Below are 21,503 nucleotides of genomic sequence, written 5' to 3'. Positions count from 1 at the left end.
GCGATAACACGTGTGTCATCGCTCCTTAAACATCAAATTACTTTTCGTGAATTATTGATATTTTGAAACTGCATCAAGAACGTCTTGATACCATTGTTCTGCAGTTTTCTGACCCGAGACAACATCATTTACAGTTCCATATAAGATTCCATCTCCTGATGTTAAATCAACACCTTCCACGGGATCTTTTGCTGCAAATCCAACCGATGAAGCAATAACACCACGACCGTAAATTGCATAAAAATCTTTGGTTTGTTCATCAGTAATCAAGTCTGATGACCCTTTAACGGGTTGAATCGCATTTCCATTATTCGCAAAGAGTTCTACGGCTTTATCAGAATAAACAAAGGTTAAGAATTCTTTTGCTAAGTCCACATTTTTCGCACCCTCTGGTATATACATTTCTTCCGCAAATGTTGTTGCGTAGGTTGCATCACCCTTCGTACGTACAGGAGCAGTAGTTAATCCCCATTTAAAACCTTCTGAATGTGGTGCTTTTTCCATTTCTCCTGCTAACCATGTACCATTTGGAATAAACAGTGCTTTGATATCCAAAATTAGTTGTTGGTTTTTGGTAAACCCTTCACCATTAGCTTGGGCAACAGTGTCAGGATGTGTATAAGTTAAAAGCTTACCAACTAAATCAAAGGTTTCTTTTACCTGTGGATCTTTCCATGTCTCAAGATCATAATTCATTAGCTTTTCGTATTTTTCAGGTCCAACCATATTATTTAAGATTGATGAGAAAAACGCATCAAAATATCCTGTTGTTGGGTAGGTAAATAATGCAATATCATCCGCTTTCGCAAGTTCTCCTAAAGCAAACATTTCTTCCCATGTTTCAGGAACCGTCCATCCTTTTTCTGTAAATAAGGTTTGATTATAAAATAGGCCTGTTGGTGCATAGAATACAGGTGCAAGGTAGGTTTTACCATCACCATATGGACTTGTTCGCATGGTATTTTGTACACCTACATTTATTTTATCTTTTAATTTTACGGATTCACCAAATACATTCATATCCATAATATCGGAAATATCCATAATTTTCTTTTCTGAGATCATCGTATCTGTAAGTTTACCTTCCGAACCAATCGCAAGGTAGATCACATCTGGAACATCCCCAGATTGAATTTGAGGTCGAAGTACTTCCGCAATATTTTTTTCAAGTACAAGTTCAACTTTAGTACCATCACCTTTTGCTTCTTCGAACGCTTCGACAACCTTCTTAAAGCCTTCAGTACCATATCCACTATTTAATCCCGCTACTTTTAAAACTTTACCCTCATTGGATGTGGTTTCGTTTTTTTCTCCACAACCGGTTAGGATAAGCAATGCAGTAAGGCAAACTACTAACATTTTTTTCATTTAAAGTTCCTCCCTGATACTTTCATTATAGAGTAATGTAAGCGTTTAATCTTCCATGATATTGTTCTTAACTTATGTTATCTTGCTGTTTTGAAAAATATTATGATTTTTCATAGTTCATTTTATAATTAGATAAAATAAACGTCCCAATATCTTGCATTGCTTCCCAGGAATCTTCCATCTCACTCACCAATTTAAGTTGCGTGCGTGCTCTAACTAAATTATGAGTGGAATATGTTGTTTTGAAATAAGTATCACCTTCAAGGTAATCTGTTAAGAAACGCATACCACATTCTAAGGTCATCATTTTAGCCCCTACCGGAAACAGTTCGATTTCTAAATTCGTTAGACTTCCATTAGCTCCTTCGACAAAACCCTCTACATAAGCACGGTAGAGATCTAGATCAAAATGAACCTTGCTTAGGTCTTGTTCATCTTCAAGTGCGGTGGATGCACCAAACCGGATTGAATCACCGAAGTCATCCAAAGCAAAGCCTGGCATCACAGTATCCAAATCGATAACACAAACACCCTTACCACTTTTCGCATCCAATAAAACATTATTCAACTTCGTGTCATTATGAGTCACTTTTAATTGAAGGCTACCTTCATCATAGAGATTCCAAAGTATGTTCATAAATGCTTCCTGTTGTAAGATAAACTTAATCTCTGCTTCACAGGTCTGGCGACGGTTCATGACATCATTTTTCAATGCCGATTTGAATTGTTGAAGTCGTTTTGGTGTATGGTGGAAATTTTCAATCGTACTGTGCAATGACGATACTGGAAAATCCGCCAACATAAACTGAAAATTTCCAAATGCACGACCACTCTCGTAAAAATCATGCGCATCTAAAACGAGATCATATGAAACCGTGTCCTGTATAAAACGGTACATACGCCAATAGTTCCCGTCTTCATCCAAAGCATAATCACAATCTTCAAAAGTAGGAATTAACGTAAGGGCTTCTCGTAAGGGATTCCCACCGTTTTGCTGAATTTTATTTTGTATAAATCGGGTCACGCGACCAATATTTTCCATCAATAACGTGGGGTTCTTAAACACATTTGTATTAATTCGTTGTAGTATATATACATCACAAGCAGTCTCAACACGATACGTGTCGTTGATGTGTCCATTTCCATAAGGAACACAGTTTACAATAGCGCCCTCTAGTTGAAATTGATTAAGTATTTTCATAATATACCTCCTATATATTTATTATGACGACTTGTACAGACTCAAAGCAATTGAGATGTTGTTAGATTCTTATGGTATCTTGTTTAATTCACAAAATGATAATATACTTTAATTATAGTAGGGGGTACTTATGGAAACAAAACACGATCTTACAAAACGCCTTAACCGACTTAAATTACTCTATATTGATAGTTCTCGCTTTGACTCAGATTGGCACTCAACGCTCCATTCACATCCATTTGCTGAATTAATGTATGTTGTACGAGGAAGTGGTTATTTTCGCTTTGCCGATAACCTTAAACTCCCCATCCAAGCAGATGACTTAATTATCATTAACCCAAATGTTTTACATACGGAATGCAGTGATGCTGAAAGTGGATTGGAATATATCGTTTTAGGTATTGATGGGGTTGAATTTTCCACCGAGCAAAACGAACATCCTGGCGTGTCGATTCATAATTACGAAGATTATAAACATGAAATTCTGTTTTATATTAAAGCAATCTTGGAGGCAGGAAAGGCACATGATGAGATGTCAGAACTCATTGTGGATAACTTATTACGTGTATTGGTTTTAAACACGATGCGACGCACGACATCACTGCTTGATGTTGAGACATCAAGCAGTGGTGAAAATAAGGACTGTATTTTCTTGGAGCATTACCTTAACCTCCATTATCGCGAAAATATTACACTTGATCATCTAGCATCCCTCACGTTTTTAAATAAGTTCTATTTATCTCATATATTCAAGGAGCAAACTGGACTGTCGCCGATTGATTATCTGTTACGAAAACGAATGATTGAAGCCAAAAAGCTTCTTGTGAATACTGACTTATCGATTACACAAATTTCAGATATTGTAGGGTTTCGCTCACCTTCCTATTTTTCTCAATTTTTTAAAAATGTGGAATCCATGTCGCCAAGTACCTACCGTAAACACCACAGCACACTATCGCAATAACAAAATAAAAACGAACCCAGATAATCTTGGGTTCGTTTTCTAATGATTCACCATCAACTCTTCATATAAATTTTGAAATATTGCATACTCATCCACATGTGTTTTATCGTAATTGATCACCAGTTGGAGATGGAACCGACTGATTTCATCATCCAATTCAATCCACTCCACATCATCGCGTGCAATGATGTGTTGAAGATCAACAGGAAGTATGGTTACGGAACCATATGCAGCCACATGTTCAAGTACTACTTCCCAGTTGTCATTACGATAATTTATAGCTGGAATAAACCCCAGTTCTTTGCATCGACGGGGTACTTCTTGTCCTATTGCATAAGCATCTGACACTAATGCAAAAGATTCTGTCATAATATCCCGAAGCGTGAGACGCTCACGATTCGCCAGTGGATGATCTTTGGCGACCACCACACCCACGTCATAATAATACCCATCTAATCGTTTTGCATTCTCTTCAAGTTTTGAGTAATAAATGGGTTCTGAAATCAAAGCAGCATCCAGTTTATCTTGGATAAGCATGTCCTGAATTTCCTTGGAACCTCGTTGTACAAAATTTAATTCTACTTGTGGATATTTGCGGACATATCCTTGAAATTGATCCATGTAGTTAATCGAAGAAAGGATGGTAAGTCCAAATCGAATTTTACGACGAATGCGTTGGGCTTCAGACTTCATTAATCGATCCAATCGATTAAGATGCGCAATTACATCTTTCGCACCATCGTAAAACACTTGCCCACTTTCTGTTACACTGACGCCCGTTTGAGTTCGCTCAATGAGTTGCGTCTCAAGTTTAGCCTCAAGTTGTTTGATGTTCCAACTGAGGGCTGGTTGCGTCATGTGTAACGTTTTAGCGGCAGCAGTAAAACTCCCTGCTTCTATAACAGCAATAAAGTATTTCAACTCTCTAATTTCCATAGCTACCTCTTAATTCTATTCGAAATAATGAGTGGTTTCGAGTTTATGAAATGCTCTTAATCCTCCCGAAGCAAGTGCTTCAAGTTCAAATTCTCCCGGATAAATCGCAACCGGTGCAATAAACGATACACGTTCTTCAATCCAATTCATGACTTGATTCGAACGCGCAAATCCCCCACTGATCACGATACTATCAACCTTACCTTCAAGCACAGTACTTAGAGTACCAATACTTTTCGCAATTTGATAAGCCATTGCCTCTAATACGAGCGCTGCTTCATCATGACCCTCTTCAATCATTGCTTCGACAATTCGGACATCATTGGTCTCAAAATAGGAGATAAGACCACCTTGATGACGGGTTAGTTTTGTAACCGCTTCCTTGTCATTATTATAGCATAGATTCATAAAGGGACGTAAGGGTAAACCACCACTTCGTTCCGGTGAAAAGGCACCTTCATCATCACCAACAAGATCAATCATACGACCTTGCTTGTGTGCTGTGACAGTAATACCACTACCCGCATGGACAACAATCATGTTGAGTTTGTTATAAGGAGTTTGAAAGGATTTCGCATGTTCTATGGCAACAGCACGCGAATTTAACATGTGTCCAATACTTTTACGTTCAATACCCTTTAATCCAGAGATACGGGCAATGGGATCCATTTGATCGACGGAGATTGGATCGTAAATATACGCCGTACAATTTTCTGCTTGATCAACGAATTTCTGAGCGATCGAAGCACCAAGATTTGCAGGGTGAATAACTTCAGCTTTATGTAAAAGATAATCAATGAGTGTGTCCGTAACTGCAATCGCACCGGCTTCAACCGGTGGCAAAATACCACCACGTCCCACAGCAATTTCAATTTTTTTCGGATCAAATTCATGTTCAACCAATGCATTATAAATTGAGGCATAACGGTCTTCCAATTGATCCTCTAACGTTTGATACGCTTCTACTTTTTCTAAAGGTATTTTGAGATCATCGCGCATCAACTCGCGTTCGTCATCAAAGAGCGCAAACTTTGTGGAGCTGGCCCCAGGATTGATTGCTAGAATATACATTATAAATCCCCTTTCGCAATCGAACATGCAAGTAAGATTGAATTAATTTTTTCATCACGATTTGAACCACGGGATGTAAGAATGATGGGTACTTTCGCACCTTGAATCACACCTGCCATTTTCCCATCGGTGAAAAGGGTTCCAACTTTACCCAAAATATTTCCACTTATAATATCTGGAGTAATAAGAATATTGGCATCCCCTTGAATACGTCCTGACCATTTTTTAATGGTTGCAGCATTTTTAGATACCGCAAGATCAAGGGAAATCGGACCTTCTACAATCGCATGTTCCCACGCGCGTTGACTTAAAGTTTCTGAATCAACGGAAGATTGAATATGGGGATTGGTATGCTCAGCAGCATCCAACAATGCTACTTTAGGTTCCTCAATCCCGAGCGCATGCGCAAGTTGAATGCTGTTTTCAATAATCCCTACTTTTTGATCAAAATTAGGCGTAGGAATCATACCCCCATCACTCATGATATACATCGTTTCTTTGTACGGAATTTCCACAACCGCAACATGTGATAAGACTTTTTGCTCGCGAATGCCTGTTTCACGCTTCACAACCGCCGATAATAAATCACTGGTTTGAATCAAACCTTTCATAATCAGATCCACATCTCCCGCTTTTGCCAGAGCTACAGCTTTTTGAGCCGCTTCTTGCGGTTGGTCGCAATGAATAATTTGATAATTTACCGCGAGGTTGTTTTCGCTAATGACATTTTGAATTGCTTCTTTATCCCCTAGAAGAATGGGTTTGATATACCCACGTTCTTCCATATCGATAACCGCTTCAAGTGTATTCACTTCATCCGCACATACGAGGGCAAGACGCTTTTGCGTCATGCGTTCTCGTACTAAACGTGCCTCCAATTCTACAAAATTTTTCATTTATTGTACCTCAATATGATAATCATCCACCGTTACGACTGGTTTCATTTCGGTAAAGACTTTTCTAAATACAATTGCAAGTCCGATTGGCATTACCATAAAGGCAAGCACGGCATTGATGATGTTACCAAAAGTCCAACCACCCGCAAGGTTAATGGCATTGATAGGTCCTATCAGTCCACTAATTCCAAATCCTGCTGACATGGGAGTTCCTTGTTGATTAAGTAAAACAACTACGATAGCGCTTAGTGCTGCATTACATAAAACAGGAATCATAATCTTAGGCTTTTTCATAACATTTGGCATCGCCATTTTTGGTGAACCTAACATTAAAGCAATTTTAGTTCCCAGTTCATTCGATTTCCAACCTGTAATTGCAAGCCCAAATGCAGCTGCACAGATTCCCACATTCGCTGCCGCGGATCCGACACCGGATAAATTGACGGCAAGAGCAATCCCAACTGTAGAGAGTGGGGATACGATCATCATCGCAAAAATCATGGATACCAAGATGGACATGAGGAGTGGTTGAAGTTGTAGGAGGTTACTGATTAAGTGTGCCATCGCACCGGTAATCATTTGTACGTAAGGGAGTGTAATCATTCCCAACCCCCCTGCAACAATGAGAACAAGTGTTGGTGTTAATAACATGGCATATGCTTTAAATTTATCGGCAACAGCAAGGATTAAGATTACCGCAAACGTTGCTGTTAGTGCCATGTTAATGATGTCACCACTGCCTTTAAGCATAAACGTTCCATCTTCCGCAAGCTTCCATCCACCGGAGGCAAATGCGGTTGCCATTCCTACCGAAGCGGTCTGAATTGGCGTAAACTTAAACATCATTGACACTGCAACACCAATGACAACACCCATTAAAATCATTCCAAATGATGTTGCCGTTAAAACAAATTGGCCTTGTGGAAAAATGGGTAAAAGTGCTTTAAAGATCTCATTCAGCAAGGCACCGGGTATCAATACAACAACGGAACCAATCGCCACCCCATTTAGTATTTTCATTCCAAATCCTTTATCAAATATTTTTTTCATGATAACCCTTTCTAGAGATGGATGGGATAACCCAGAGCCAATTCTGCTGTATCCATAATCATTTCCGATAAGCTTGGATGTGTATGAATAATTAACGCGATATCTTCAACCGTTAATTGGGATTCAATAGCCATGGTAAGTTCCGCAAGCAATTCACTGGCTTGGGCCCCTACAATTTCTGCTCCTAAAATAAATCCTGTTTCCGTTTCTACGGTAAGTCGGACAAATCCTTGTGTATCATTCATGGATAAGGCACGTCCGTTTGCGCCATAAGGGAATTTGAATGCTTTTGCTTGAATGCCTTGAGCCTTTGCCTCGGTTGCATTCATTCCAACAACTGCAATTTCAGGATTGGTGTAACTTACGGATGGAATAACCGTATAATCAAATCCAGCTGTTTGTCCTGCAATCACTTCTGCTACGACTTTCGCTTCATAACTCGCCTTATGGGCAAGTGCAGGACCTGCGATAACATCACCAATTGCATAAATATTTGAGACACTGGTTCTACCTTGATCATTCACGTCAATAAGACCGCGTTCTCCCACTGCAACACCTGCGTACTCAAGACCTAAGTCATCAGTATTAGGACGACGCCCCACCGTTACCAGGACATATTCTGATTGATGTGTGATTGACTTCCCTTCCTGACTGTAAGTGATTGTTACGATGTCATTTTCAACCTTCGCAGATTCAGCCTTCACATTGGTATGGATTGTGACATTTTTTTCTTTAAAATTATCCACAACATAAGCGCTTAAGTCTTTTTCAAAAAGGGGCAAAATATTGGATGCACCTTCAAGAATTGTGACTTCAGTTCCAAGGTTTGCGAAAACACCTGCAAGTTCACAACCGATATACCCACCACCAACGATGGTTAATGATTTTGGTACCACATCGAGATCAAGCGCCCCGGTAGAATCTAAAATTCTCTTACCAAATTTAAATCCTGGAATTTCAATGGGTCTGCTTCCGGTTGCGATGATGACATCTTTAAATGAAAATGTTTGAACATCCATCTCATTTACAACACGAATCTTATCTTCCGACATAAAGTGTGCTTCACCCTTAACAATTTCAACTTTGTTTTTCTTTAAAAGTGCACCAATTCCTGAGGTTAAGGTCTTTACAACTTCCTTGTCTTTCCATGCTTTTGCCTGTTTCATATCAAAACTTGTTTTACCATAACTCAAACCAAAGGGTGTTTTGATTTGTGTTTTTGCGTATTCACTGCTTGCATGAATCATGGCTTTTGATGGAATACACCCCACATTTAAACATGCACCACCAATGGCATCCCGTTCGATGATGGTTACTTTTTTTCCAAGTTGAGCAGCACGGATGGCTGCGACATAGCCACCCGGTCCACTTCCAATAACAATTACATCTGCTTGTTTCGCGAAATCTCCAACTACCATTTTCTATCCCTCCAATACAAGCTTATTCGGGTCGCTTAGAACTTTTTTAAGTTCATCTAAAGCATGTTGTGCTTCCACACCGTCGATAATGCGGTGATCAAAGGTAAAGGATAGTTTCATAAACGGTGCGATGGCTACAGTCATATCTTCTGTAACATACGGCTCCATTTCAATTTTGGCTGTTCCTAAAATTCCCACTTCAGGTGCATTGATAATTGGTGTTGAGTAAACACCATCCGATGACATTCCCCCAACATTTGTGATCGTGAATGAACCATCACGCATTGCTTCCATCGGAAGTTTACCTTCTTGTGCTAGACGTGCATTGGTTTCAATTTCTTTTGAAATCTCAAAGAGGTTTTTTGTATCGGCATTTTTAATATTTGGTACATAGAGGCCAGCATCGGTATTGGTTGCGACCCCAATATTAATTGCGTCACGGTAGATAATTTCACCTTTTTCCGCATCCACCATGGCATTAAAGATTGGATATTTCTTCAACATGGTAACTGCTGCTTTCACAAAATATGCCGTATATGTTAAGCGTGCACCTTCTGCTTTCGCATAATCTTTATACATGTCACGGTGTTCTACCAATTTCGATACGTTGATATTGGTAAAGACCGTTACACGTGGAATGGATGATGTTGATTGTACCATTGCTTGCATGGTTGCTTTTCGCATCGGTGTCATCTTTTCACGTCGTAATCCATCCGTTCCTACTGTTTGTACTGGTGCTTTCACTGCTTCTTTTGGTGTTGTGACTTCAGGTGCTGCAACTTCAACTGCTTCCCCTGTAAAGTTATCGATGTCTTCCTTTGTAACCGTATTATGTTTTCCAGTTGGCGTTACAAGAGCGATATCGATCCCTTTTTCTCGTGCATATTTTCGAACGGAAGGAATTGCGCGTGCTTTCCCTTGACTTACAACTGGCGCTGGTTTTGATTCCACTTCAGTTTTTTCAACACTTGGTTTTTCTTCTTGTTTCGTATCTTTCGGTAAATCCGAAGCGTCGACTTCAATTTCCACAAGCGTATCCCCTACTTGGGCTACAGCGCCTGCTTCCACAAGAACGTTTTTGATCGTTCCATTTACGGGAGATGGTACTTCGATTGTTGTTTTATCATTTTGAACTTCAAAGAGCGGGTCATCCGTTTTAATGGCATCCCCTGGCTTTACATGCCAAAGTAAGATTTCACTCTCGGTGATTCCTTCACCAAGGTCGGGTAAATTAAATTTATAATTCATGAGTTCCTCCTAATATTCTTGTACTAATTTACGTGCTGATGTAACAATATCCTGTGCATTCGGCAACCAAATTTGTTCTGCCTGTGGTAGAGGATACGTCGTATCCGGTGCAGTTACGCGTGATACAGGCGCTACGAGATCTAAGAAGAATCGTTCACTGATTTCAGACATAACATGACTTGCTACTCCCGCAATACGTTGCGCTTCTTGAACAACCAATACGCGTCCGGTTTTCGCAACGGATTCACCAATGGTTCCCATATCAAGTGGTGCAATCGTGCGGAGGTCTACAACTTCAACACTGATGCCTTCTTCCGCAAGGATATCCGCAGCTTTACGTGCTTCCACAACCATTGCTCCATATGAAACAATTGAGATGTCTGTTCCTTCACGAACAATGTTTGCCTTATCAAGCGGTACTTCATAAACGCCTTCTGGCACTTCTACTTTTTCACCACGATACAGTTTCAAATGTTCCAAAAATAAGACTGGATCATTACTTTTAATGGATGAAATTAAAAGTCCTTTCGCATCATAAGGGTTTGATGGAACCACAACACGCATTCCTGGCATTTGCGCAATCATCCCCTCATAACTATCTGAGTGAATCTCCGGTGTCGCAACACCACCCCCATAAGGACTACGAATGGTTATTGGCGCAAATAATTGACCTTCAGTACGGTAACGCATCCGTGCCATTTGGTTGGTAATCGAATCAATTGCTTCCGTAATAAATCCAAAGAATTGAATTTCAGGTAGCGGTCTAAATCCTTCAACACCTAAACCAATTGAAAGCCCTAAAATTCCTGATTCCGCAAGCGGTGTATCAAAGACACGGTCTTCTCCAAATTTTGCTTGAAGACCATCGGTAGCACGGAAAACCCCTCCGTTTTTCCCAACATCTTCACCAAAAATTAAAACCTTTTCATCATGTTCAAGCATTACCTCAAGTCCATCGGTAATTGCTTCTACCATATTCTTAACAGCCATTTTATGCATTCTCCTTTTCTACATAAAGATCGTATTGTTCTTTAATTGAAGGTGGCATCACTTCATACATATTTGCCAGGTATTCTGATATTTTTTGTTTTGGAAGTTTTCGTGATGCATCCAATGCATCTTTAACTTCAACTTGTGTTTTCTCAATAATTGCTGCTTCTTGTTCTTCAGACCATAACCCTTTTTCTGTTAAGAACTTCCGCATACGAATGAGTTGATCTTTTGGTAACCATGAATCAACAAGTTCATTTTCACGGTAACGACGTGGATCATCACTCAATGTATGGGGTCCATAACGGAATGTTAGGAACTCAAGCAGTACGGGTCCATTTCCTGCAACTGCATACTCACGTGCTGCTTTCGTCGCAGCATAAACTGCGAATGGGTCCATTCCATCTACAAAGAGATGCGCAATCCCTACGCCAATCCCTTTTTGGGATAGTGTTGCGGATTTTGTTTGGAAACTTCGTGGTACTGAGATTCCAAATCCATTATTTTGAGCGATAAAGATAACCGGTGCATCATAAACACCTGCAAAGTTTAATCCCTCATAGAAATCCCCTTGGGATGTCCCACCATCACCAATATAAGTCATTGCGACATTCTCTTTTTTATTCTTTTTAAGTCCTAAACCAACACCTGCAGCTTGGATAATTTGTGCTCCAATAATAACTTGAGGTGGAAATGCTTTGATTGAATGATCGTATGAGAATCCATCTGTATGACCGTTATACCAGTTCATCGCTTGACGTGTCTCAATACCATGACGAATCAATGGTGGCACATCACGGTATGTTGGTAGTAACCAGTCACCCTCTTGCAATGCATATTGGCTGATTAATTGTGCCGCTTCTTGTCCTTCAGTAGGCGGTAAGTTTCCAATAATACCTTGACGGCTTAGGATGCTGACACGATTGTTGTATTCACGTCCCCAGACCATGATCTCCATCATCTCAACCATCTGTGCATCTGTTAACTCTGGAAAGTAATCTTTATTGACGATTTTTCCATGTTCGTCCATGATTTGGAACAGCTTCGGCTCCGCATTTGTTTCCTTGAGAATCTTCTTGTAATCTATTACTTTTGTCATATTGTGCCCTTTCTATGTTTTGACATCTTCCCAATATCGGGATGATCAAAAATAAATTTACAAAGAATGATAGCGCTATCATTTCTTGACTCCATTATAGGACGATATCTCAAACGCGACCAATACAACGTTTTTATGTCTATAAATACTATTTATACCCAAACAAAATATTATTTATGGACACAAAAAAGACTGCTGACATTTCTGTCAACAGTCCTAAAAACGACATGTATTATTCTTGGTCATCCGCAAATTGACTGTTATAAAGATCGGCATAGAAGCCACCTTGAGCCATCAATTCATGATGATTTCCCATTTCAATGATATTCCCATCTTTAACGACAAGAATTTTGTCTGCATTTTTAATGGTTGAGAGGCGGTGCGCAATCACAAAACTTGTGCGTCCCTTCATCAACTCAGCCATCGCTTCTTGAATCATTGCATCAAGTCGTGTATCAACAGAACTGGTTGCCTCATCAAGAATCAAGATTTTCGGATCACTTAACAGTGCTCGCGCAATTGTTATTAATTGTTTTTCTCCATTTGAAATATTTGATGATTCCTCATTAAGAACCATGTCATACCCATTCGGTAAGGTTGTGATAAAGTGGTGGACGTTGGTTCGTTTGGCTGCATCGATAATTTCTTCATCGGTCGCATCCGGTTTTCCATAAGCAATATTCTCTTTAATTTTTCCACTAAAGAGCCATGTATCTTGAAGAACCATACCAAATAGAGAACGCAAATCATCACGTTTCATATCACGAATATCAATCCCATCAATTTTAATCGATCCTTCATTAACGTCATAAAAACGCATAAGAAGGTTGATAATGGTTGTCTTTCCAGCCCCTGTCGGTCCAACAATCGCAACCATTTCACCCGGGTTAATATCAACGGATAAATCTTGAATAACAGGTTTTTCCCCGTATCCAAAATATACATTTTCAAACGATACTGAACCCTCGTAATCATCAATCATCACTGGATTTTCAATGTCATAAACATCATCGGGTTCTTCTAAATATTCAAACACACGATCCATCGCAGCAATTGATGCTTGAATGGTTGGAGCCATTTGCGTAATTTGTGATAACGGTTGGTTTACTTGCCAAATATAACGAATAAAAGCTTGTAAAGCCCCAACAGCCATAGCACCTTCAATAATACGGATGGCACCCATGTATACAGAAAGTGCAATCGCAATATAAGTAATCATGGAAACACTCGGTGTCATTAACCCTGAGAAAAAGTTTGCTTTAAATCCATTTTCGCACAATTCCTCATTGGCTTTACGGAAATCTGCCGTTGCATTTTCTTGATAGTTATAGAGTTTAATCTCATTAAATCCTGTAAATTTTTCTTGAACAACTGAGAACATATTTCCCAATACTTCTTGTTGACGGGTAAAAAGCACTTGTGATCGCTTCATAATAAAACGTGCAACAAGGATACTTAATGGAATAATCGCAATCCCCACAAGGGCCATCGTAAAGTCAATTGAAATCATCAAGATGACCGCAAAAATAATTCCTAAAACAGCCATAACAACTTGCGCAAAGGATTGTTGGAGTGCACCTGATAAGGCTTCAATGTCAGTAGACATACGCGCCATCAAATCCCCGGCTGAATGCTTATCAAAATAACTTACCGGAAGACGTTCCATTTTCTTCTTAACTTCCATACGCATGTCATATACTGCAGATTGAATCGCATCAGAAATTAAGTATTGCAAGAATAGACGCGATAATGCATTGGTAACATAAATGACAAATAGAATACTAATAATACGAAGAATCACATCAAATTGAATGTGAGCACCCGCTACATTTAAACTGATATCTTTCACATCACTTGCAAGCTGTGTCGTCACAAATCCTTCAATCATTGGCGCAGCAGCCGTTAAGACAGCAGCAACAAGAAGACATAGAACTGCTCCGAAAAGTTTTACTTTATAAGGCTTTAGAAAACGCCAGAGTTTTTTATAACTTTTCATACTTTGCCATCTCCTTTTCACTGAATTGAGACTCTGCAATTTGAATGTAAATTGGACAATTCTTGATTAATTCTAGATGAGTCCCTTGTCCAACAATTTTTCCTTCATTTAATACAATAATGCGGTCTGCATCCACAATCGAACTAATACGTTGTGCGACAACTAACATAATTGCATCTTTTGTTTCTTCTTTTAGGTTCTTTCGAATCAAGGCATCGGTTTTATAATCAAGCGCCGAGAAACTATCATCAAAGATATAAATCTCAGGTTTACGTACAAGCGCACGCGCTATACTTAAACGCTGTTTTTGCCCACCGGATACATTGGATCCACCTTCACTAATCCATTCATTATATTTATCAGGTTTTTGTTCAATGAAGTCCTTAGCGGATGCAAGTTCTGCACTCTCTTCAACTTCATGATCATCTGCTGTTTCTTTTCCATAACGTATGTTTTGTGAAATACTACCACTGAATAAAAGTGATTTTTGTGGGATAAAGCCTACTTTATAACGTAAGGAATATAAATCCCATTCTCGAACATCAACCCCGTTCACCAAGACACGACCGTTTGTGACATCGTAAAAACGAACGATAAGGTTAATCAACGTGGATTTCCCTGAACCGGTCGAACCAATAAATGCTACGGTTTCACCTTTTTTAGCGGTGAAGTTTAGGTTTTCTAAAACATTTGCCTCACCATCTGGATATGCGAAATCGACATGATCAAAGACGATTGATGTTTCTTCAGAACCTTCATGAACCCCATTTTCCGGGTTTTTAATAATAGGTTCTGTATTTAAAACTTCTTCAATACGACGTGCACTTACGGCAGCACGTGGATACATAATAAATACAACTGAAAACAGCAACAATGAGAATAAAGCATGGAACTGGTATTCTAAAAAGGCAACGATTGAACCAACTTCTAATGTTCCAGCTTCAACCATCCCCGATGCGGTCCACATAATGGTTAGTACCGATAATTCAAGGATAAAGAAGAACAGTGGTTCTGCTCGTGACATCACACGGAAAAGTTTCTTTGAAACATTTGCATAATCTTTATTAATTTTTTGGAAACGTGCTGTTTCATGTTTATCCTTACGGAAGGCACGAATAACACGAACACCTGTAATATTCTCACGGGTTACACGATTCAAGGTATCCATAAGACTTTGTTGTTTTCGACTTAGCGGTCCCGATAACTTACCTACAATGCCTACTACGATAAGGATAAAAGGGACACTTCCTGCCATGACAAGCGCAAGACGTTGATTGGTACGGAAAATCATAACCGAACTGAATAAAATCATAAACGGTGCATGAAGCCCCATACGTAATAACATTTGAACAAACAATTGTAATTGGTATACATCATTAGAAACACGTGTAATTAAGGATGATACCCCGATTTCATTATACTCAGAGTGTGAAAATTCTTGAGATTTTTCAAACATATCGTTACGTATATCGCGAGTGATACGTGTAGCAATACGACTCGACGTATAGTTAAGTAAGATTGTCCCCAAACCTCCAAGAATGGCAACTCCAAGGAGCAAGAAACCTTGGCTCTTAATTAAGTCCATATTCTGTGTTCCCACACCCTCATTAATCATGGTTCCCATGACTGTTGGAATTCCCAACTCAACAAGCGCAAAGGCCAGAATTGCGACAATATTTAATAGAAATAACATCTTATATTTCTTTAAATATCTAATAATTAATCTCATAGTTTTACCTCCTGTACATTTTTTTGCAACTGAACTATAATAAGGTATAAGGTAACCTTATAGTCAAGGAGAAAACGTATAATGAGCATAAAAAAGGATAAACTTACTACCGGTCAATTCGCAAAAATTTGTCATGTACCGAAACATGTTTTATTTTATTACGATGAAATTGATTTATTTAAACCAGAATTCACCGATCAAAATGGCTACCGATACTACGCCTATCATCAGTATTATGCTTTTATTGTTATTACATTCCTAAAAGATTTAGGAATGCCACTCACAGATATTAAGGAATATCTGGATGTTCGTTCCCCCGAGAACCTTACTCATATTCTATCACAAAGAAACCAAAAAATTGATGAACAGATCCAGAGATTAAAACTCAGCCAAAGTTTCATAAAACATACACTCGATTTAATGGATTTGGCGGCCCATTCTAAAGCAAACGTTTGTGAAGTGAAAGTTCTTGAACCCGAGTCTTTGATTATTAGTCGACAGACGGTAAGTTCAGATCCCCACAGTTTTCTTAAAGCTTATGTTAGTTTTTGTATTGATAATGGCATCACCTTTACCAATTACGTGGGTTCCATTACATCTAAGCGTGCCATTCTCGAAAAGCGTTATCGAGAATTGGATTATTTATACGCGATTTCCCTTGGAGATCTTGAGAACGTAAATCTTTATGAAAAACCCGGCGGAACCTATTTAACGTATTATCATCATGGATCATACGATACGTTGTCTGTTGGCTATGATGCGATGATTGCATACGCTTCGAAACACCACTTTGTATTAGACGAAGCATTCTATGAAAAGCTTCTTATTAACGAGATTACCGTAAAAACGGAAGATGAGTTTATTATTGAACTTTCCGTTCGTATTCTTGATGATAACAGTGTAGAATAAGGGGTGCAAAGGGGGGATTTCGATGCATCATGAGTCTGTATTTGATCTTTACCGAGATTTTAAGGTTCACATCGTTTTATGTTTTATTTTATTTTTGATTACCTTTGTTGTTCATTTTGTTATTCCGTTTGGAATATACTACGAATTCATCAGCAAAACGATCTTTGTTTCCTGGTCTATTCCACCATTGTTTTTCTTATGTTTTATTTCAATATTACTTTTAAACATTCGAGTTTATCTTACATTCTCGAAAAACAATCAAAGTCACTAAAAAAGACGCTATTCCTAGCGTCTTTTCTTATTTTAACTCTGATTTTAATAAACCATAGCAGAGCACATCGTGATACTTCCCATTTCGATAAAGCATTTCACGCATTCTTCCTTCTTCAACAAAACCCATTTTTTCATAGAGTGCAATGGCACGTTTATTGAAATCAAATACATGAAGGTAAAGGCGATTAAGATTAAGACCTTCAAAGCCCCACTCAATAAGTTGAGCCATAATAAGTTTCCCATAACCTTTACCCCAATAATTTTTATCCCCAATTACAATTGCAAGTTCTGCATGACGATTTCGTTGATCGAGGTTCATAAATGCACACGTTCCAATTGGTTTGTCGCCATCACAAATGACATAAGTCATCCCATCAACCATGATCTGACTCCATGTTTCAACTTCTTCGAAAGACATCGGTCTTAGGAATTGAGACTGATCAAAAATTGCGACCTCGGGGTCATTACGCCATGTGTAATAGGCCGGAATATGTTCTGCTGTAAACTTTTTAAAATTTAGGTTCATTGTTTTTTCCTCGTTCTATTTTACAAATCCAACTGCAGATGCAACGGATATGATGACCGCAGCAACGATTAATAAGACTGATAAAATGCGAAGTGTGAATTTGAGATATTTATCATAAGGAACATTCACAAATTCCAAAGTTCCCATTAGCGTTGCACTTGGATAAATGGCGGCCATAAAGTTAATTCCTGCCACAAAGGCACTAATTAAGATAATTTGTCCACCCGATTCACCAATTGCACTTGCCGCAAAGACTGCAGAAGCTACAGCACCAAGAATTGGCATCGAAATACCCGCAACCCCACTTGTGGATTGAAGGAATACACCAATAAGCACATACGATGCAATCGCGAATAAACCAAACACCCATGTAGGAACCGCACTTAACGCACCCGAAATCCAATAGATGAAGGTGATGGACATTCCTTCTGTGGAACTACCCATAATAATTGCGATCCCACGTGCAATCGCAAGTACAACCACAACACCAAATAAATCTTTCATTCCATCGATAAATACATCTAAGAATTCTGTCTCAGACATTTTATTTATAAATTTAAGTAAGAATGCGCCCAATACAAAGAGGAATGCAAACTCATTAAAGCCCCATGTTCCAAGTCTTGAAACATGACCTGCCCCAAGAATGGATCCCAACACTGGAACTTTCGCAAGGGCTGTGAATGGACTGTTTACGATATTTGCCACCTCAGTTCCTGCGATTTCTTCCCATGGGAAGTATCCAAGAATGATGATAACTACAATTAAAATCAAGACAAGTGCAGACCACTTACGTTGTGTTGTGAATTCCGGTAAGGATTCATTCTTATCCACAAGGGTATTTACCCCTTCACAATCTGCTAACACTGATTTTTCTGGATTCTTTTTAACACGAGACGCATAACGAATCATCAACATCGTCCCAACAACATAGAGTGCTAAGAAGATTATTGAGCGTAATACAATTCCTGATCCAATTGTAAGATCTGGATTTCCAATTGCGGCAACAGCAGCACCTGTAGAAAAAGGATTCACAAGACTGGACATATTACCGATTGTTGCCCCAATAAAGAGAACCCCCAATCCGGTCATAACGTCGTACCCTGCGAGAACAAACATTGGCACAATCACAACTGAGAACGCTGTAATCTCTTCCCAGAAACCAAATGATGTTCCTAATACGGCAAAGATAAACATCATCACCGCAATTAAGACATTCCCTTCAAAACGCTCTAGAATACGACCAATACCCGCATCCAAAGCACCGACATGATTTAATACATTCAAGAAACCACCGGCACATAAGATCCCAATCGCAACATCACTTGCTGCTTGAAATCCTTGAATTGGGGCCATTAAGACATCCCAAAAGCCAAACGGTCTTAGACCCACACCACGAATAATTTCACCGTGTTCACCAAATGCTGCGTTAAATACAATACTTCCCGCTTCTTTATCAAAAACCGATTGAGGTACAACATAACTCAAAATCGCAGTGATAACTAAAGCAAAAAAGACAATTGTATAAGACGTAGGCATTTTAAAACGTTTTTTTGTTTCACTCATACTTTATTTTCCCCTACTGACTTCTATTTACTGAATCACAAGATTTAAGAATGCTTGCGCATAAACTGCCATCGCAATTTTCATATCTTTAATACTGATGCATTCATTTGGTTGATGTTCTGTCTTCAACCCGCCTGGTAAAATGGCACCAAATGCTACGACATTATCCATGGCACGTGCATACGTTGCACCACCACTTGTCTTTGGCTCGGATTCCATATCGCCGGTAATGCTTTGGTATGCACCCATAAGACTTTGAATAAACTCAGAATCTTTTTCCACATAAATGGATTTTAAATAATCAAACAATTCTACAACAACCGAATGTTCATGGGCTGCTTTTTTAAGATTTGTTTCTACTTCTTCTTTTGGATAAGTAACAGGGAAACGGATATCAATTCCAATTTCTTGGATGTTTTCTTTAAAACTTACTTTCCCAACATTAAGCATTAATTTTCCGGATACATCATCATAAACATCACCAAAGATGAGTTTACCGTTTGGATCTAAGCATTTTTCCACAATAAAATCGATCATTTCACTGCGTTTTCCCGCTGTATACAATGCATGAGCTAAATGCGTTATTGCATTTTCACCTTGATCGGCAACTTGGGCATGCATGGCTTTACCCGTAACGGTAATCACATCATCCTTAATTTCATAAGGATAACCCAATTCATCCAAGGCTTTCACCACTTCAGGATCAAATGTCGTTGATGCTTCAGCCGGTACTGCATTCAAGGCACCACCACCATTAAATTGAATGTCGGTAATTTGATGTGTTGTGAGTGTAAACTCAATCAACCCTTTTTCCGCATAAATCAATGGGAAAGATGAATCCGGTGTAAATCCTTGAGTTGGAAGTTCTTCTTTCGCAACATAAGCATTCATACAACGCCATAAGGATTCCTCATCCGTACCGAAAATAAAGCGAACACGTTGATTTAAAGATTTCCCTTCATCCAACAACATTTTCAATGCATACATAGCGGCTAACGTCGGTCCCTTGTCATCGGAAGTTCCACGTCCAAACAACATGCCATCTTTTTCAACCAATTCAAAAGGATTGGTATTCCATGATGCAAGATTTCCAGCAGGAACAACGTCCATATGTCCCAACACACCAAACATTTCCTCGCCTTCACCAATTTCCGCATAACCGTAGTAGCCTTCTGGGTCGATAAATGTATTAAAGCCCATTTCCTTCGCAATCGCTAACACTTCTTCAAGTGCTTTTTGGATTTCTTGGCCAAATGGTTTTTGACCTTCTTCGTCAAGAACACTTGCAATCGATACAAGGCGTTCCAAATCACGTTTATAATCTTCAAAAACTGATTCTACTTTTGTATTTAAGTCCATAGATCCTCCTCATTCATTTCAAGCAACCTTGAAACGTTCTCTTATTATTATACCAAAGAGTGCATGGATAAAGTACCCCTTCTCCTGTTTACCCTTGACCGAACTCGTGATATTCACTCACAAACAATATGAGATGCGGTATACTTGATGTAATAATAAGGAGATACTCATGATAAAAAATGAACCCCGTGTTGGCGTAGGTGCCATGATTCTGCAAGAAGGTGAAGTTCTACTTGTTTTACGAAAAAAAAGTCCAGAAAAAGATCACTGGAGCTTACCTGGTGGAAAAGTTGAACTCTATGAAACCTTGGAAGATGCGGTAAAACGCGAAATCAAAGAAGAACTAAATCTAGAGATCCAATTGGATCAACTTTTGTGTGCGACCAATCATATTTTGATTGAAGAAGGCGTGCATTATGTTGCACCAACATATCTTGCGCACATTACCGACGGTAATCCATGTCTAATGGAACCCGACGCATTGGGTGGTATGGGTTGGTTTCCCCTTGATGAATTACCACAGAATCTAACCGTAACGACCGTGAATGCCTTGGACGCATATCTTAAATTTACTAAAAAATGATCGAATTATGGGAGGGGAACGATGTTAGAAGTATTATTTGAAATTGTTATCGGATGTATTGCGATTTTCTACGTCGATGCGAAAGAATGGAGCGATAAAAAAAAGCAAGTGGTAGCGATGCTTATCTACTGGATTCTAATTGCCTTAATGATTGGTTCCTTAATTTTCTTTTTTGGAGCCTAAAAAGACCCACGATTACGTGGAGTTGTCAAACAAAAGTAGACATTAATAAAAAACTAGAAACCCTTATCCATTTTATATTGGATAGGGGTTTTGTAATTTAAACAGTAAGCAGGTCTTTCAAAATTGAAATAATGTACATAT

The 21,503-nt window shown here is 39.0% G+C and carries 19 protein-coding genes; 4 read left to right on the top strand and 15 right to left on the bottom strand.

The window, feature by feature from the left end; all coding sequences use genetic code 11:
* Positions 1-51: 51 nt before the first annotated feature.
* Together EPJ90_RS07940 and EPJ90_RS07935 are read right to left on the bottom strand one after the other, a co-directional pair.
* Entirely contained in the window at positions 52-1,368 is a 1,317-nt protein-coding gene (locus EPJ90_RS07940) for a carbohydrate ABC transporter substrate-binding protein (protein ID WP_200542942.1), read from the bottom strand.
* A 100-nt stretch (positions 1,369-1,468) separates the two neighbouring features.
* Complete coding sequence (locus EPJ90_RS07935) at positions 1,469-2,569, bottom strand: phosphotransferase enzyme family protein (RefSeq protein WP_200542941.1); 1,101 nt, start codon at positions 2,567-2,569, stop codon at positions 1,469-1,471.
* A 130-nt stretch (positions 2,570-2,699) separates the two neighbouring features.
* On the opposite strand from EPJ90_RS07935, the gene EPJ90_RS07930 reads away from it, so the two are divergent.
* Complete coding sequence (locus tag EPJ90_RS07930; RefSeq protein WP_161637354.1) at positions 2,700-3,533, top strand: AraC family transcriptional regulator; 834 nt, start codon at positions 2,700-2,702, stop codon at positions 3,531-3,533.
* 39 nt (positions 3,534-3,572) lie between these two features.
* Here the strand turns inward: EPJ90_RS07930 and EPJ90_RS07925 are convergent, their stop codons facing one another.
* The 10 genes from EPJ90_RS07925 to EPJ90_RS07880 all read right to left on the bottom strand — a co-directional run bounded on the left by EPJ90_RS07925 (position 3,573) and on the right by EPJ90_RS07880 (position 15,966).
* Complete coding sequence (locus EPJ90_RS07925; RefSeq protein ID WP_200542940.1) at positions 3,573-4,469, bottom strand: LysR family transcriptional regulator; 897 nt, start codon at positions 4,467-4,469, stop codon at positions 3,573-3,575.
* 15 nt (positions 4,470-4,484) lie between these two features.
* A complete protein-coding gene (gene buk / locus EPJ90_RS07920) occupies positions 4,485-5,540 on the bottom strand; it encodes a butyrate kinase (RefSeq protein ID WP_200542939.1) in 1,056 nt (351 codons plus the stop codon).
* Entirely contained in the window at positions 5,540-6,436 is an 897-nt protein-coding gene (locus EPJ90_RS07915; RefSeq protein ID WP_200542938.1) for a phosphate acyltransferase, read from the bottom strand. Before EPJ90_RS07915 ends, buk begins: the two co-directional genes overlap by 1 nt.
* Positions 6,437-7,486: a PTS transporter subunit IIC gene (locus tag EPJ90_RS07910; protein WP_161637358.1), complete on the bottom strand. Its 1,050-nt coding sequence runs from the start codon at positions 7,484-7,486 to the stop codon at positions 6,437-6,439.
* 11 nt (positions 7,487-7,497) lie between these two features.
* The gene (lpdA, locus tag EPJ90_RS07905; protein WP_200542937.1) at positions 7,498-8,904 is read right to left on the bottom strand and encodes a dihydrolipoyl dehydrogenase; all 1,407 of its coding nucleotides are present in this window, start codon (positions 8,902-8,904) and stop codon (positions 7,498-7,500) included.
* Positions 8,905-8,907: 3 nt separating this feature from the next.
* Positions 8,908-10,152, bottom strand: a complete 1,245-nt coding sequence (locus EPJ90_RS07900; RefSeq protein ID WP_200542936.1) for a dihydrolipoamide acetyltransferase family protein — start codon at positions 10,150-10,152, stop codon at positions 8,908-8,910.
* A 9-nt stretch (positions 10,153-10,161) separates the two neighbouring features.
* Positions 10,162-11,142 (bottom strand): alpha-ketoacid dehydrogenase subunit beta, encoded by a 981-nt coding sequence (locus EPJ90_RS07895; protein WP_161637361.1) that lies wholly within the window; start codon positions 11,140-11,142, stop codon positions 10,162-10,164.
* Position 11,143: 1 nt separating this feature from the next.
* Positions 11,144-12,241: a thiamine pyrophosphate-dependent dehydrogenase E1 component subunit alpha gene (locus EPJ90_RS07890; protein ID WP_161637362.1), complete on the bottom strand. Its 1,098-nt coding sequence runs from the start codon at positions 12,239-12,241 to the stop codon at positions 11,144-11,146.
* 232 nt (positions 12,242-12,473) lie between these two features.
* On the bottom strand, positions 12,474-14,237 hold the full coding sequence (locus EPJ90_RS07885) for an ABC transporter ATP-binding protein (RefSeq protein WP_200542935.1): 1,764 nt from the start codon (positions 14,235-14,237) through the stop codon (positions 12,474-12,476).
* Complete coding sequence (locus EPJ90_RS07880; RefSeq protein WP_161637364.1) at positions 14,224-15,966, bottom strand: ABC transporter ATP-binding protein; 1,743 nt, start codon at positions 15,964-15,966, stop codon at positions 14,224-14,226. Before EPJ90_RS07880 ends, EPJ90_RS07885 begins: the two co-directional genes overlap by 14 nt.
* Positions 15,967-16,047: 81 nt before the next feature.
* Between EPJ90_RS07880 and EPJ90_RS07875 the strand changes: the two genes are divergently transcribed.
* Positions 16,048-16,875, top strand: a complete 828-nt coding sequence (locus tag EPJ90_RS07875; protein ID WP_125164054.1) for a MerR family transcriptional regulator — start codon at positions 16,048-16,050, stop codon at positions 16,873-16,875.
* Positions 16,876-17,173: 298 nt separating this feature from the next.
* On the opposite strand, the gene EPJ90_RS07870 is transcribed toward EPJ90_RS07875, so the two are convergent.
* From EPJ90_RS07870 to EPJ90_RS07860, 3 genes are read right to left on the bottom strand one after another with little or no spacing between them, the layout of a single operon-like run.
* Positions 17,174-17,674 carry a GNAT family N-acetyltransferase gene (locus tag EPJ90_RS07870; protein WP_125164053.1) on the bottom strand — a complete coding sequence of 167 codons (501 nt, stop codon included), beginning with the start codon at positions 17,672-17,674 and terminating at the stop codon, positions 17,174-17,176.
* Positions 17,675-17,689: 15 nt separating this feature from the next.
* Positions 17,690-19,237: a YfcC family protein gene (locus EPJ90_RS07865; RefSeq protein WP_161637365.1), complete on the bottom strand. Its 1,548-nt coding sequence runs from the start codon at positions 19,235-19,237 to the stop codon at positions 17,690-17,692.
* Between the two features lie 27 nt (positions 19,238-19,264).
* On the bottom strand, positions 19,265-20,596 hold the full coding sequence (locus EPJ90_RS07860) for a Sapep family Mn(2+)-dependent dipeptidase (protein WP_161637366.1): 1,332 nt from the start codon (positions 20,594-20,596) through the stop codon (positions 19,265-19,267).
* 169 nt (positions 20,597-20,765) lie between these two features.
* Between EPJ90_RS07860 and EPJ90_RS07855 the strand changes: the two genes are divergently transcribed.
* Positions 20,766-21,179 carry an NUDIX hydrolase gene (locus tag EPJ90_RS07855; protein ID WP_200542934.1) on the top strand — a complete coding sequence of 138 codons (414 nt, stop codon included), beginning with the start codon at positions 20,766-20,768 and terminating at the stop codon, positions 21,177-21,179.
* Between the two features lie 21 nt (positions 21,180-21,200).
* On the top strand, positions 21,201-21,362 hold the full coding sequence (locus EPJ90_RS07850) for an amino acid permease (protein ID WP_161637368.1): 162 nt from the start codon (positions 21,201-21,203) through the stop codon (positions 21,360-21,362).
* Positions 21,363-21,503 lie beyond the last annotated feature (141 nt).

The sequence above is a fragment of the Erysipelothrix sp. strain 2 (EsS2-7-Brazil) genome (assembly GCF_016617655.1).
Taxonomy (GTDB): Bacteria; Bacillota_I; Bacilli_A; order Erysipelotrichales; family Erysipelotrichaceae; genus Erysipelothrix; species Erysipelothrix piscisicarius.
This window is presented reverse-complemented; position numbering and strand designations above follow the sequence as displayed.